Here is a 14820-nt window from a genome sequence, read left to right as displayed (position 1 = left end):
CATCGGAGCCTTTTCGGTATTTGTCGTTAGTTCTCAGTTTGCGCTACAGGTTGACGAGCGGGATGTTTGATAAACACCGCGACAATAGCCGCTATCGCTAATGCAAAACAGTAGTAAGAATTGGCAACTACTTCAAGTGGCGAGAGGTTGAACACGGAACCTAGCAGCAATACTTGAGCACCGTAAGGCAACACGCCTTGCACCACGCATGAGAAAATGTCTAACAAGCTTGCTGAGCGGCGAGGAGAGACATTATTCTCTTCCGCCAGTTGGCGAGCAACGCTGCCCGATACAATGATGGCTACGGTGTTGTTTGCCGTACAGCCATTGACCATTGATACCAAACCTGCAATACCTAGCTCGCTTGCACGACTGTTCGCATGCTTAGAGTGACTAGAGCCAAACGCGTGGATAAGGCTACTAACGAAATTTGTTAGAAAAGCAAGGCCACCTTGGCGGCGCATCAGTTCACTCAAACCACCAATCAGCATGGATAACAAGAAGATCTCTTGCATGTTACCAAAGCCTTTGTATACGTCTTGGGCTAGATTAGTTAGTCCGTAATTGTCAATCGATGCCAAGCTCACGCCGCCAGCCAAAAGAATGCCAATCGACAGAACCACAAACACATTCACACCAGATACCGCTAGGATCAAAATAGTGATGTACGGCAAGACTTTTAGCCACTCAATATCGCCAGTTTCAGGCACTTGAGTCGCGGTACTGTTGAAAGCGAACACTGCAATCGCGATCAACGCCGCAGGTAAAGCAATACGAATGTTCTCTTTAAACTTGTCTTTCATCTCACAACCTTGAGAGCGTGTCGCCGCGATGGTGGTGTCAGAGATGATAGAAAGGTTATCACCAAACATAGCGCCGCTCAGCACAACGCCTGCGGTTAACGGTAAGCTCATTCCTGCTGATTCAGCAATCCCCAACGCTACGGGGGCAACGGCTGCGATGGTACCCATCGAAGTCCCCATTGCTGTTGCGATAAAAGCAGAAATCAGAAAAATGCCCGGTAAAATCATGCTGGTTGGAATAGCGGATAAACCAAGGTTCACTGTTGCATCAACACCACCAGAGGCTTTTGCTACCGCAGCAAAGGCACCTGCAAGCAGATAGATCATACACATTGCGATGATGTCTGGGTGGCCAACACCACGCATGAAGTGTTCGATTGAGCGGTTAAGTTTCTCTTTACTTAAAAGAAACGCAATGATGATGGCTGGTAATACCGCGATGGGTGCAGGCAGCTGGTAGAAGGCAAATTCCACGCCTTGCAAAGATAAGTAAGTGCCTACGCCAATAAATAGTGCAAGGAATACAATTAATGGGATCAGTGCGACCGCAGACGGTGCAACTGTTTTAGTAGTTTGTTGGGAACCGGACATGTAAACGACAATGTTAATGATAAGAGAGAAGAGCAGACTAATATCACATTTCTACATTGTCAACGTCTAGACGTCTAAATGGCTGTTTAAATTTTGCACGTAAAGAAAAAGATAAAAGCTCGTGTTGCGTATCTCACTGATACCACGAGCTTTAGTTATGCGCTAATGAAGAGACTGTCGTTATTGCATTGATTTGGCTTTTTTGCGTTTAACAATACCTAAAACCATCCACGTAAATAAGACAGCAGCAAATGCCCATACCAGATATTTGTATTCGGTGTACAGGTTGCTCAACACGCTTAAATGTTCAAATGCAAAGTGAGTTAACAAGCTGAATACCAATACCCAAACCGTCGCCGCGAGGGCGTTACCGAGCAAAAACTCTCTACGTGGCATTTTCGCGATACCGCATGCAAGAGGCATAAATTGCTTCATTCCTTCAATAAAGCGGCTGACCACCAAGCACGTAGGGCCGTATTTCTGGATAGTCAATTGAAGCGTTTGCATCTTCGGGCTGGAAATGTAGCCTTTTTTATCTAACCACCCCTCAAAGTAATAACCGATTAAGTAGCCACAGGTATTACCAAAAAAGCAGCTCAGCCACGATACCATCATTACCATACTTAGGTTCATGACTTGTTCTGACGAGAGCAAAGATGCCGCGATCATCAGTGATTGACCAGGCATCGGGATACCTATCCCTTCTAGAAATATACTGACAATCAGCGCAACGTAGCCGTATTGCTCAAGCAAAGGCTTCATTGACATGAGAAGTTCGTTAATATGTTCCAAAAGCTTTCCCCTAATAAAAGCGGAACGAAGTTGGAGTGATACTCCGAATGTCCTATTGGGTCAATTCTTGTTTCTCACCGTTGAGAAAAACTGACATGCCTCTGATAATTGCGCAGAATCAACCTGCAGCTGGCTTTACTCGCCGCCACGCTCTTTGGTAGCGGCGAACTAGGGAGATCCTTATGACTCTTTGGCTTTGGTGAATGCGCCATACAAATCAAGGCGGCGATGACGTAAGTTGGTGACAGAGCCTTCGGTATTAAGCTGTTTCAACTTAGTCAAATCAACATCAGCGAAGATTATCATTTCGGTGTTGGCGCTTGCTTCTGTCAAGGTCGCATCGTGTGGGAAATAGATATCCGACGGTGAGAATACGGCAGATTGTGCGTACTGGATATCGACATTATCAACACGAGGTAAGTTGCCGACACTGCCCCCAATTGCAACGTAGCATTCGTTTTCGATGGCTCGTGATTGGGAACAGATTCGTACTCGTTGGTAGCCATTTTTTGTGTCTGTCCAGAAAGGAACGAACACAATTTGTGCGCCTTGCTCGGCGAGCATTCTTCCCAACTCTGGGAACTCGCTGTCATAACAAATCAGTATGCCGACTTTGCCTGCATCGGTTTCGAACACCTGAACATTGTCACCACCGTCGATCACCCAGTCTTTTTGCTCATGGGGCGTGATGTGAATCTTATATTGAGCGTTTATTTCACCATCTCGTTGCAGTAAGTAGGCCACATTATACAACTTGCCATCTTCGATGACGGGCATACTGCCAGCAATAATGTTGATGTTGTAGGTGACTGCCATCTGCGAGAAGCGGTTTTTGATCTCTTCTGTAAAGCTAGCCAAAAAGCGAATTGCTTCGACGGAATTTTGGTCGTTTTGCAAGCCCATCAGCGGCGCGTTAAAGAATTCAGGGAATAGGGCGAAATCGGCTTTGTAGTTCGCAAGAGAAGAAATGAAGAACTCAGCCTGATCGAGCAAGTCCTCTAAGTCATTCATGGCGCGCATTTGCCACTGCACAACACCAATACGAATCAGCGTTTTTTCTACATCATGTACGGATTGAATATCCTCTTCGTAGAAGAAGTTATCCCACTCCAGCAGAGTTGCGTAGCCTTTAGAAGCACTATCCTCTGGCAAGTAACCGCGCATAATACGTTTTACATCGAAGTCGTTTGCAAGCTGAAAAGACAAAATAGGATCGTGAAGCTCACGGCGTTTTATTTTGTCGATGTACTCTGCAACGCTCAGTTCATCTGCGTATTGGTGGTAATTAGGAATGCGACCACCGGCTAAAATTGCTTTGAAGTTCTTACTACGGCAAAGCTCTTTACGCGCATCATACAAACGTCGACCTAAACGTAGCCCTCGATAGTCCGGGTGGACAAATACATCGAGACCATACATGGCGTCACCGGTCACTTGGTTTTGGATGACGTTGTTCTCGGTGATGATGTCGGTGTACAGGTGAGGAAGTGAAAATCGGTTGTAGTCCACTTTGATTGTTAGCGCTGCGCCGACAATTTTTCCGTTATCCTCAATACAGATTTGTCCATCAGGAAACTGATGAATAAGATCCATGATGGTCAGGCGTGGCCATGAGCCACCAACATCAGGAAAAACAAGGTCCATTAATTCCGCGAGCTCTGGGTAATCGGTCGGCTCAATGGTGCGTAAAGAGAGTCTTGGCGTGTTGCTGTCCATATCCTACTATCCATTTATCCTTTTTAAATAGTATGGATGAGAATGCCATAAATTTGAGCAGACAGATACCGAAGTCTTTGAGTTGTTTTGGTTTACCTAAACGAGTTTAAAGAAACAACATTAACTTAGCTTGCTCTTCAGCCATTCGTGAAATGCCACTACTTTTTTAGCTGAAAGTCGATAATTTGGAATCATCACGTAATAACCATAACCGCTCTGTAAAGAGAGGTTGAGAACATGCTGAATGTCCCCTCTTAAAATCGAATACTGCGCCATAAAATCGGGAAGCAAGGCGAGCCCTTTTCCCATTCTGACAGCTTCGCAAGCTAGGTAAAAATGTTCGACGCCTACAGGTTGATAGGTAACGGGAGATTCTACAGTGTAGACAGCTTTAAATTGCTCCCATAGCTGAGGGCGAGTGATTTGAGGTATAAAAGGATAATTGCTAACAGCGTGCACACTCTCAATTGCAGGAGCATTTGTGCAACCGACTAATAACAATGTTTCTTCGCACAGTAAGTTGCTGTATTCATAATGTGTGGATAATGGAAGGCAGCGAATATGTAAGTCACTTTCGTTGCTCGAATCTTTGACGTTCCCATCCCCGGTACAGACTCTTACTCGGATGTTAGGATGTTGCTGGTGGAAGTCATCAATATTAGGTATCAACCAAAGGCTGGCAAAAGAAGGGGTTACGTCCACGGTGAGTAATTCTTGCTTTGAATCTGACTGGATTAAGTTGGCAGTTGCATGCTGAATAAGCTCCAAAGCTTCTGTGACTTGCGGCAGATAACGCTTGCCCTCTTCGGTTAACTCAATACCACTCGCCCCTCTTTGTATTAAAGGTAAACCCACCAATTGCTCCAGCGATGCGATTTGTTTGCTTACTGCGCTTTGCGTAATACATAGGGCATCCGCTGCTTTAGAGAAACTGAGGTAATTAGAGACCGCGACAAACGTCCTTAATGCTCGAATAGAAGGGTATTCACTGCCTTTTAACATACTTCTGTTCCATTAAACTCTGCTTAGGCAAAGAGTAGAATATTCACGGCTTGAAGCAAAGTAAGATGCAACGTATGTGTGATTAGCTTCCTTTCTTATAAAAACTAGCTAAGCGTTTTTTGACGGATTAATCTACAAGAGTATTTTAGATGTTTATTTAATTTCTTTGAAAAATCTACAAATTAACAAGAATCTTTTTCACATCAGCGATTAACCCCAATTTAGTATTGTTTATATAAAGTAAACAGACAGCTCTTTTTTTCTATTTTTGTTCGGCGATCTTTAGAGGATTGTCAGTATTCTATAAAATTAAATATATTTTTCATTAATTTAAAGTTGGCATTGCATTTGCTCTTTACTATTCGAACCTTCAATGGAACTTATATTAGGAGAACGAAATGAAAAGCAATGTTGTTACTTTGATTAGCCTTTTTTCTTTAGCAACGTTTAGTACTTTATCACATGCTGCGGACTCCAACGATCATGGTGTATATGTTGGCGCCAACTACGGTTACTTAAAAGTTGATGGACAAGATGACTTTGATGATGACAGCGATGTTATTCAAGGTTTAGTTGGTTACCGTTTTAATCCTTACTTAGCGTTGGAAGGTGGTTACATTGATTTCGGTAGCTATGGTAATAACCTAGCAAATGCCGAAACAGACGGCTATACAGCGGCTATAAAAGTTACCGCTCCCATTGCTGATCGTGTCGACCTTTACGCAAAAGGCGGTCAAATGTGGTACTCGACGGATTACAACGTTGCGGGCTTCCAAGGCAACAAAGATGATGAAGGTGTATTCGCTGGTGCTGGTGTCGGTTTTAAAGTTACTGATAACTTCTTAGTTAACGCAGAATATATGTGGTACGACGTAGAACTCAATGCGGAGAATGTCGCGAACGGTGCAAACACGGAAACAGACTTTAACCAAGCATCACTAGGTGTGGAATATAGATTTTAATATTGTTAACAACTCTAAGCCCTAATAAAAAGCGAAGCCTAAATAGCTTCGCTTTTTCTGAACTCAATCTAGTTGAGGATAATAGAGCGTTTTTTAGAATAATTGTTCGTGCCTTTTACTGTCACTCTACTATATTTAGAGCATTTCTAACATGACTATCTAACCTTCTTACTAGTCTCGAAAAACAAAGTTTTATCACTCTATAAGTAATACTCGATAGGTCGATCGCTGCGCTACCTGACATTACATTCATGTGACCTAAAATACCGCGAACGTGTTCTGTATACTCATTTTTTAGTTTTGAGATGTACGCCATAGCTTTAGCTAGTTGATCCCAAGCAGTAAGGCCTACAGTTGCTATTTGTTGTATTATATGACCCAGACCTGAAATTCTTAATAAGGTCAAAATTGAAGAGACTATTTTACTTACCCAACCATCAGTCATCCGAGCATTATATCTATTGTTGAAGTCAAGAAATACGTTGCGTTCTAGGTAAGCTTGAGATTTGGGTTGTAGTGCCGACCACTCATTACTTGTAGCGGTATTGACATAACCCGGAACAGATTTTTTTCCTAGTCCATGAGCGCAGAAGTAGATGCCAGAACTTCCATCTAGCCGATACTCAATACCACCGTGAGTAAATGGCCAAAGAGGAGACATAGGAACTGGATCTGCGCCATGAGTGCAGCGATAGGAAGAATCTAACTCCCTTCTTGCGTATGGTTTAAAGCCAACTTTTGGTGCGCCAAAAGTATATAGGTGTACGCTATAGCCGTACTGACTCTTCACCCAATCTGCCGCTAATGAAGCAAGAGCACCACCTAAACTATGACCTACACAGTGTATTGCCTTCGGTGCTTTCATGTTCTTTTTCGAATAACCAGCGATGTATGCTGCAAGTTGTGGCTTTATCGTATTGAAGAGATTTACAAAACCTGCATGTACCCTGTAACCGGATGAGGTACCTGATATCCCAATGTTTCCATCGGTCATAATGTCGCCGATGTTTACTTGAGTGCCACGGAAGGAAAATACCAAAGTATCGGCAAACTCGCCCTTACCTCGACCTATCGCTACAAAATCTGATGTCATTCCACCAAATCCCATAAAGCCACTTGTCGTTCCTTTTTTGACATCATTCCTTAGATCAAATGTAAAAAACTTTGCTATATAACCACTAACGTTACGAACATTAGTTGCGAATACAGAATAGGGAATTTCTGCGATTCTAGATGATAGTTTTGGTGAGAGTGATTGCATTCTTTAATTTCCATATAAGTCAGAGTCAATATATCCAAATAAATCACATTGACTATTTACGTAGTAGTCATCGTTTTCGTCATCATCAATTGAAAAAGCAAAGTACTTAAGAGGGTTTGCTGCATCACAGACTAGATTAGCCATATTGTTTTTTACGTAATCCTCTATTTCATAGCCATCGAACGAACCTTCCCAAATAATAACGCTTTCATCAATATCTAGTTCTGTGGTTAAAACAATAGTTACATAATGTTCAATAAGCGGGATCTTAACGCTCTCTTTGTTCTCATACACAGGAGAAAATTCAAACCGACCATTGCTGTCAGTAAATGTTGATAAGTCTATTGATTTTCCTGAAGCGCTTAAACCAATATTAAGACTAACCTTTTGGTTATTAATCGGCTTCCCTTTTTTTGTTATCACACCATTGATTTGTGGTGTGTATTGGTTAACTTTATCGTTATTCAATATACTCTCTCCAAAACTCATATTAATGCTCAACAATATGATTGTAATAAATCCAAATAAGTAATTTCTCACATCGACTTTTTTCATTTTAAAAATCTATAAATCTATATGTATTGTGTGTTTTTACAATATTTAATTTTAACTATGTGATTCATATTGCATTGCTCTGTAACTTGTGAATTTGAAAATTACATTTTTAGATTTATGTTTATCTATTTGACCGATTTTTATTAGCATTAATAAAGTTTAAATCTGGAACACTCAGTCTGCGCTAATCTTAGGTAGTTATATTGTATTGGATTTTTGAGGCTTTCATCAGGTAATGTGAAAGAAAAATAAACGAGAGCTACCGAATGATAAAAACTCTATAAATACTAGGTTTCAGACAATGAAATCGTATTGAAAATAGTTAATTATTCGCTTTGTCAAGAGGTATTTTTATTGCTTTACATCGTAATGCTAGATTGACTTGATAATTTATTTTTCCGCCAATTGTGATAACCAAGAGCAAAAGAAAAGGCTTATTTAGTATCTTTTGATGGTTAGTGATAAACCCAAATTGTTCTACTTTAACCCATCATAATTCTATAACTTAGATTTAGCACTCGTAGTTGTTGATAACTCAAAAACTTAGAACACTTTAAATCGAAGAACATATAGACACACTTTTTTCCTTGGATGAGTTCTTCTGAACTTCCGTGTAGTTTTGGTGGTGTATTTATGAGCGTATCGTCTGTTACTTAATACTCAACGAGTTTTTAAATCGGCGTACGTTCAGAGTTATGCAGTAATGCTCGTGAAAAGTTATCAGGTAGCATGAGTGCGTGAGAAAAGAAGACAATGTGGATAGTGGATAGTGGGTTGTTGATACAAAAAAGGCCACCCGAGGGTGGCCTTTTCCAAATGTTTGGTGGAGCTGGCGGGAGTTGAACCCGCGTCCGAAAACCGTTCATCATTGGTACTACATGCTTAGTCGATCTTTAATTTCGCCACCCACCTGCGAACCGACACGCTAATGAATGACTAGCCTGAATTAAAATTCGCCGTTCATCTCTCAGGCGGGAGAATCCGGGCTAGCGCGTTTGGGTTTGATCCCTCGTTGATCCCCGTCTTACGTGCGGAAGCTAGGGCGAGAGAGCTCTTAGCAGGTTATTAAGCTGCTAGTGCGTAGTTTTCGTCGTTTGCGACTATTTTTTTGCGGTTTGTTAACGAGGCCTACCGCACCTCGGCATGCACCTCAGACTTCTGAATTCCCGTCGAATCCTAAATCAGCCCCAGGTAATATTCGCATAGTAACAGAAAAGCATTGGCTGTCCAGTACTATGCGTTTAAGTGGTCAAGATTAACGCAGCGCGCTCTTCATTACGCGTGCTTTTTCTCTTGCCCAGTCTTTTTCTTTTAGATCCGTACGTTTATCGTGCAGCTTTTTACCTTTTGCTACGCCAATTTTTAGTTTCACCCAAGAGCGAGACCAGTACAGTGAGAGGGCCGTTAATGTCATACCTTCACGGTTTACACGTCCGAATAGATTATCCAGCTCACGACGACTCATTAGTAGTTTACGCACACGTGTAGGATTCGCCACAACGTGTGTCGATGCCTGATTTAAAGGAGTGATTGTCATGCCACTCACAAAGGCTTCACCGTCACGCATAAATACGTAACTTTCAGAAATATTGGCTTTACCTTGGCGAAGGGCTTTCACTTCCCAACCTTGGAGCTCCAAGCCAGCTTCGATTTCATCATCGATGAAATACTCGTGGCGAGCTTTTTTATTCAGCGCGATAGTATTGCTACCCGCTTTTTGTTTCGTTTTTTTCTTTGCCATAATAGCGTCATTATACGGGTTGGATATCGGATAGGAAATCCTTTTATTTGCGCAATCGTGGAATAAAAGTAAAATTGGCGAGTAGCTTTAAATCTGTACATGTATCGATAGGAGTATGTATGAAGCAAGTCAGCCGTTCTGCGCTTGTGTCTTTTAGCGCCGAACAGATGTTCAATCTGGTTAATGATGTTGCTAAATACCCTGAATTTCTGCCTGGTTGCTCGGGCTCTAGAATCATTGAGTCTTCGGGGAATGGTATGGTGGCTTCTGTCGATGTGGCGAAGGCTGGAATCAGCAAAACGTTTACGACTTCAAATGAGTTGATCCCAGGTCAGGCAATTATGATGAACTTGGTGGATGGCCCGTTTAAGACGTTGCGTGGTGGTTGGATTTTTACCGCGCTAGATGAGCAAGCTTGCAAGGTTGAACTAAAGCTTGAGTTTGAATTCTCAAGTAAAATGATTGAGATGGCCTTCGGTAAGATTTTTAACGAGCTTACTAGTAATATGGTAAATGCATTTACTAAACGCGCAAAACAGGTCTACGAGTGTTATGAGTATTGAGTCAGATATGATTCACGTTGAGGTTGTCTATGCTCTTCCTCATGAACAGCGTGTATTTAACTTAGTGGTAAATAATCACGCAACGGTAGAAGAGATCATTCGACAATCCGGTGTATTGGAGTTGTACCCTGAAATTGATTTGTCCAAGAACAAAGTGGGTGTGTTTAGTCGTAACGTGAAGTTGGATGCGACCGTTCGAGATCGAGACCGAATAGAGATTTATCGTCCGTTACTCGCCGATCCGAAAGAGATTCGCCGTAAAAGGGCGGAGCAGGCTAAAGCCGAGGGAAGTGCAGACCCAGTCACCGGTGGCAAGCCTAGTTCTGTACGTAAAAATAAGCAGGATTAATATAAACCCAATAGCTCATGTGAGTTACTCAAAGTTTGACTAACGTGATTTCTATATAATAAAAAACCTCCCAAACGGGAGGTTTTTTTGCAAAAGTCAGTTTACTGAATTTGCTCGTAAAATGCGTCACTTTTTGGAAAGTCACCACTGATGTCTGCGAGTGTGCCTTGGTCATTAAAGTTTACAATCAGATCTTTCTGTACTGGTTCGCCATGGCCAGGAGTATGATGATAGATGTAATACCAAGTGTTTGGATAGCCGTTTTCAATAAGCATTGGCGACCCTAATACGAAGCGAACCTGTGCTTTAGTCATCCCAAACTTTAATTTATCAACCGCACTTTGTTCTACATAGTTGCCTTGGTTGATATCAATACGATAAACCAGTCTTTCCAATACCGAACATCCTGTCAGCAATGTCATTGCTAATGGTACGGCAACTAACCACTTCTTTAATTGCATAATAATTTCTTAGTAACCTTTAAAATACTGCGCTGATAATAAACAAGCTCGACGCAGATGTAAAAAGCTATGCGTCGTATGGTAGACAATCTGACAACGAATTTTGAGTTGAGTTGCATTTATTCACCGATATTAGGCGGTAAATGTCACCACATGACGTATTAGTTAGGTGACGAAGAGCACATTTCAATCGGAGGTAGGGTGATGGACGCTTTCAGCGGTGAGCCAAGCCTAGTGACTCGTTAGTCGGTTTTGGCGAATTCGCGTAATGTATCACCTGAAAAACGATAATACTCTTTTTCATGAATTAGTGTTGCACCAATTGAGCGGTAAAACTGACCTGCGGTAGGGTTACTACTTTCAGCTGTCCAGTCCAACCTTTGGCATCCACACTTGATCGCCAAAGATGCCAGATACTTCATTAACTTGAGACCAACCCCTTTTCCTCGAACCTTCGAAGATACGAACAGATCTTTTAAGTACATCTGCCCTGAGAGTTTTGGGGCAGGGAACATGACGGTATAAGATGCAAAGCCTACGACGTCATCATTATCGTAAACCGCAATGATATTAACACCAGAATGTTCAGAGAAGACTTGGCTCTTTAGATAATGGACCAGATCGTGTTTTGATGAAGCTTTTTCTTTGAAGTAGTAATGTTCTAACTCAATAAAAATAGGGATGAGATCTAAGCAGTTGGTTTTGTGTATTGCTCTGATATCCATATCTCATCCCTTGTCGATTTATTAAGCGGCGATAAGCAGTTCTTTTGCGTTTGCCAACGTTGAGTCGGTTATTTGACTACCACCAAGTAAGCGAGCTAATTCTGCCACACGTTGTTGTTCATCTAATGCGTGCATTTGGGTTTCGGTTTGGCCTGCTTTGGTTTGCTTAGCAACAAACATTTGTTGATGGCCGCATCCGGCAACTTGAGGGAGGTGAGTGACACACAATACTTGAGTAGATTCGCCAAGCTTGCGTAGCATTTTGCCCACTACGGCAGCTGTTGGGCCACTAATACCTACATCCACTTCATCGAAGATTAAACTTGGTGTATCTACTTTCTGAGCGGTGATCACTTGGATCGCTAGAGAGATACGTGATAGCTCACCGCCTGACGCAACTTTTGCTATAGGTTGCAATGGTTGTCCCGGGTTGGTCGATACTAAGAAGCACACGCTGTCCATGCCAAGCGGCGATGGGTGCGTGTTGTCATTGCTAACTTCGATACTGAATACTGCTTTCTCCATGCTCAATTCGTGCATGCTTTGTGTGATCAGTTTGTTCAGTTCTTTTGCGTAACGGCTGCGTGATTTGTGCAGTTTTTCTGCTTGTGTTAGAAAGCTTTGGTACTTGTGTTCTACTTCTTGAGCAAGCTCATCTAAACGTTCATCGGAGCAATCTAACGCTTCTACTTGGGCCAGAAGATCTTGATGATGTTGGTATAGTTCTTCTGGCATTACGTGGTGTTTACGAGCTACAGACATCACTTTAGAAAAACGTTCTTCTACATAAGCCATACGAGCAGGATCAACATCGATGCCATCTAAGTAGCTGCGTAATTCATTCTTCGTTTCTTCAAGTTGAATCATCGCTTCTGACAGCATGTTAGGTAGCTCAGATAGCTTTTCATCTAATTCGGCTAATTGAATTAGGGAGTGATTGGCCGATTGCAAAATACCAAGCGCATTGACTTCTTCACCTTCGTAAATAAGTTCGATGGCTTGCTGACAGGTAGTGGCGAGTTCACCACTGTTGGATAGTCGTTTATGCTCTTGCTCGAGCTCTGCAAATTCTTCTTCACCTAGCGATAACTCATTCAGTTCTTTGATTTGGTATTCAAGCAACTGTTTTTGCGCCTGGTTTTGCTGGCTATTTTCTTTTAGCTGCTTGAGGTTATTATCCGCCTGACGCCAATGCTGGTAAGCACTTCGTGTGCTTTTTAGTAGGTTTAAATGCCCAGCATATTGGTCGAGCATGGCCATTTGGTGCTCACTTTTCATCAATTGATGATGAGCGTGCTGCCCATGGATATTGATAAGTAGCTGCCCTAGAGATTTGAGTTGTGATAGTGGAACAGGGCTGCCATTAATGAAGGCTCTTGAGCGGCCTTCTTTTGTGATAATACGACGCAAAATACACTCACTGCCATCTAGCAGATCGTTATCTTCTAACCAACGTGTTGCATGTAAGTTGTTGTCCAATAAAAAAGCGGCGCTAACTTCGGTTTTCTCTTCACCTTGTCGCACCATGCCGGCATCGGCTCGTCCGCCTAAGCAGAGCCCTAAAGCATCGATAGCAATGGATTTACCCGCGCCTGTTTCACCTGTAATGGTGGTCATGCCCTTAGAAAGCTCGAGTTGTAAAGACTTAACAATCGCAAAATTATTAACACTTAGATGAGCCAGCATTTTATTTACCTGTATAACTGAACAATACTGTATAAGAGAACAGTATATACTGTTTCTTTATACAGTAAAGTCAGGTAAGGAAAATTTTCTTTGTAGGCTGTTTTTTTGTGATGAAGTGGGAAAAATGAGCCGATGTGATTACAACGACTCATTAAAATTGAACAGGTTACGGACGAGTTGGGTTAATCGTTAGTGGTTCTAGTGTGACGACTGCATTCACACCTGCACCTGGGTGATCTACGTATGAAGTATCTTGCATTAGAGTGTAGTAAACGTCGACGAAGTCATCATCATTCGTGAGTACACCATCGGGGATAGTGTCGATGATCTTGTTCGTGATTTGCGGAATAATCGCGTAAGCCTGAACTTCTGGATCTGGAATCGCTTTCAATACTTCTTCGGCAACTTGAACAAGGAGTTTTGCCAATTGTTTATAGTCTGTGCCGTCATCTTGCTCCATGAGCACAATGTCTGCCGCACCCCAGCGGTAACGAGACCAGTGAATAATGATCTGATTCGGATAGTAATCTTGGTTATCGTAGTCTAAGTATGGAAGCTCCACCAAATCGAGAGTAGGTTCATCACGACTTGGATTGACGCCCGTTACGATAGCGTAGATTTCTGCCTTGCCAGAGATCCAAGGTTCTTTGTCATCGGCTAGACGGATCTTTTTCAACTGCGTGGTTTGAATTGGAGCCGCTTCGCTATTTGACAATAGCGGTGTATTTTGGCGTTGTTCATCAGCAATATATGGTTGAACTAAAGCTGGTTGACCGAGTTTTTTCATCTCAGCTTGCATAGCTTGCAAGCCTGCTTTTAGCTCTGCAGAGCTATTGTTATCAACGACAAGCACAGGTACCTCAGGGAGCTGGTAAACATCGAGTTGATGGATGTTGCCATAAACATCAAATGCTTCGATGTATTGCCAATTCTCATCATCACCACTTGGTTCAAATGCAAATAATGGCTCGACCTCGCCACTTTGCCATGCTGTTATCATGGCTTCATTTGCCAAGCGAACTTCTAACAACTGATCTGAGTATTCAGAAATACCTTTCCAGCTACGAATTTGAGTGTCAGCTTGTACAAGCTGGCGGCTGAACTCTGAGTTAGGGTTTTGCTTAACAAATGCTGATACAGAAACGTTAGTCTGTTGCGGAGTAATATCTCTTCTCAGCATGGGTTCAATGGCAGCATAATTCTCACTCAATTGTTGAGCTAGGGCCCGTTTCGTCTTAGTGATATCTTCCGCTTTTGCGTTGGACACACTGTTGACTTGCGTTTCCTCTGATTGGCAGCCAATAAGTGCTAATGTACTGAGAACAGACAGAATGATGGTTTTCTTCATAATATGTCCTTTATTGATTGTATGAAATAGAGTTAATACTCTATTCATGGTGAGAATATCACCGGACATAGATCATTGAATTTGCTTTTCTATCTTTTGTGTAAAGTTTGCCCACAGGATCAAAATTTATAAGCTTCTCTTTAATGATGACAAATATCGTGTCGCCTCACTACTTTGTGTCTATTTCTTGTCTAAGAAAGCCAAAAGCCAGTAGCAATTGAGCTGCTGGCTTTTTTATTGAAGTTATTACCCTGAGTAACAAGTG

At 42.2% G+C, this 14820-nt stretch carries 14 protein-coding genes and 1 other RNA gene; 3 read left to right on the top strand and 12 right to left on the bottom strand.

The genetic code is table 11. The annotated features are described in order from the left end of the window. Nucleotides 1-26: 26 nt before the first annotated feature. From R7Q41_RS16220 to R7Q41_RS16205, 4 genes are all read right to left on the bottom strand, one after another. Nucleotides 27-1394, bottom strand: coding sequence for a Na+/H+ antiporter NhaC family protein (locus tag R7Q41_RS16220; protein ID WP_262668171.1), 1368 nt, complete (start codon nt 1392-1394; stop codon nt 27-29). A gap of 180 nt (nt 1395-1574) precedes the next feature. Next, nucleotides 1575-2162, bottom strand: coding sequence for a DedA family protein (locus R7Q41_RS16215; protein ID WP_226083973.1), 588 nt, complete (start codon nt 2160-2162; stop codon nt 1575-1577). 204 nt (nt 2163-2366) lie between these two features. Further along, complete coding sequence (locus tag R7Q41_RS16210) at nt 2367-3902, bottom strand: bifunctional GNAT family N-acetyltransferase/carbon-nitrogen hydrolase family protein (RefSeq protein ID WP_104978836.1); 1536 nt, start codon at nt 3900-3902, stop codon at nt 2367-2369. 120 nt (nt 3903-4022) lie between these two features. Beyond that, nucleotides 4023-4904: a LysR family transcriptional regulator gene (locus tag R7Q41_RS16205; RefSeq protein ID WP_226083927.1), complete on the bottom strand. Its 882-nt coding sequence runs from the start codon at nt 4902-4904 to the stop codon at nt 4023-4025. 398 nt (nt 4905-5302) lie between these two features. Here R7Q41_RS16205 and R7Q41_RS16200 point away from each other — a divergent pair, with 398 nt between their 5' ends. Further along, the gene (locus tag R7Q41_RS16200; protein WP_138940408.1) at nt 5303-5866 is read left to right on the top strand and encodes a porin family protein; all 564 of its coding nucleotides are present in this window, start codon (nt 5303-5305) and stop codon (nt 5864-5866) included. A 121-nt stretch (nt 5867-5987) separates the two neighbouring features. Here R7Q41_RS16200 and R7Q41_RS16195 read toward each other — a convergent pair whose 3' ends face one another. From R7Q41_RS16195 to smpB, 4 genes are all read right to left on the bottom strand, one after another. Continuing rightward, nucleotides 5988-7127 (bottom strand): lipase family protein, encoded by a 1140-nt coding sequence (locus R7Q41_RS16195; RefSeq protein ID WP_005383744.1) that lies wholly within the window; start codon nt 7125-7127, stop codon nt 5988-5990. A 3-nt stretch (nt 7128-7130) separates the two neighbouring features. Further along, nucleotides 7131-7682 carry a DUF6795 domain-containing protein gene (locus R7Q41_RS16190; protein ID WP_017820578.1) on the bottom strand — a complete coding sequence of 184 codons (552 nt, stop codon included), beginning with the start codon at nt 7680-7682 and terminating at the stop codon, nt 7131-7133. Between the two features lie 821 nt (nt 7683-8503). Beyond that, nucleotides 8504-8871, bottom strand: a transfer-messenger RNA (tmRNA) gene (ssrA, locus tag R7Q41_RS16185). 66 nt (nt 8872-8937) lie between these two features. Then, a complete protein-coding gene (gene smpB / locus R7Q41_RS16180) occupies nt 8938-9423 on the bottom strand; it encodes an SsrA-binding protein SmpB (RefSeq protein WP_005381642.1) in 486 nt (161 codons plus the stop codon). A 119-nt stretch (nt 9424-9542) separates the two neighbouring features. Here smpB and R7Q41_RS16175 point away from each other — a divergent pair, with 119 nt between their 5' ends. Together R7Q41_RS16175 and R7Q41_RS16170 are read left to right on the top strand one after the other, a co-directional pair. Then, entirely contained in the window at nt 9543-9986 is a 444-nt protein-coding gene (locus R7Q41_RS16175) for an SRPBCC family protein (RefSeq protein WP_005381641.1), read from the top strand. Next, on the top strand, nt 9976-10335 hold the full coding sequence (locus R7Q41_RS16170) for an RnfH family protein (protein ID WP_005381640.1): 360 nt from the start codon (nt 9976-9978) through the stop codon (nt 10333-10335). The genes R7Q41_RS16175 and R7Q41_RS16170 overlap by 11 nt, the downstream gene beginning before the upstream one ends. A 101-nt stretch (nt 10336-10436) precedes the next feature. On the opposite strand, the gene bamE is transcribed toward R7Q41_RS16170, so the two are convergent. The 4 genes from bamE to R7Q41_RS16150 form a co-directional block, all read right to left on the bottom strand. Beyond that, on the bottom strand, nt 10437-10796 hold the full coding sequence (gene bamE, locus R7Q41_RS16165; RefSeq protein ID WP_017820585.1) for an outer membrane protein assembly factor BamE: 360 nt from the start codon (nt 10794-10796) through the stop codon (nt 10437-10439). 242 nt (nt 10797-11038) lie between these two features. Continuing rightward, nucleotides 11039-11521, bottom strand: a complete 483-nt coding sequence (locus tag R7Q41_RS16160; RefSeq protein ID WP_318144580.1) for a GNAT family N-acetyltransferase — start codon at nt 11519-11521, stop codon at nt 11039-11041. 21 nt (nt 11522-11542) lie between these two features. Then, nucleotides 11543-13207 carry a DNA repair protein RecN gene (gene recN / locus R7Q41_RS16155; RefSeq protein ID WP_005383750.1) on the bottom strand — a complete coding sequence of 555 codons (1665 nt, stop codon included), beginning with the start codon at nt 13205-13207 and terminating at the stop codon, nt 11543-11545. Between the two features lie 166 nt (nt 13208-13373). Continuing rightward, nucleotides 13374-14555 (bottom strand): DUF3103 domain-containing protein, encoded by a 1182-nt coding sequence (locus tag R7Q41_RS16150; protein WP_017820586.1) that lies wholly within the window; start codon nt 14553-14555, stop codon nt 13374-13376. Between the last annotated feature and the right edge of the window lie 265 nt (nt 14556-14820).

This window comes from Vibrio sp. 2096, from assembly GCF_033339595.1.
Lineage (GTDB): Bacteria > Pseudomonadota > Gammaproteobacteria > Enterobacterales > Vibrionaceae > Vibrio > Vibrio alginolyticus.
Note: the sequence above shows the minus strand (reverse complement) of the source record. Positions and strands in the feature narration are given on the sequence as shown.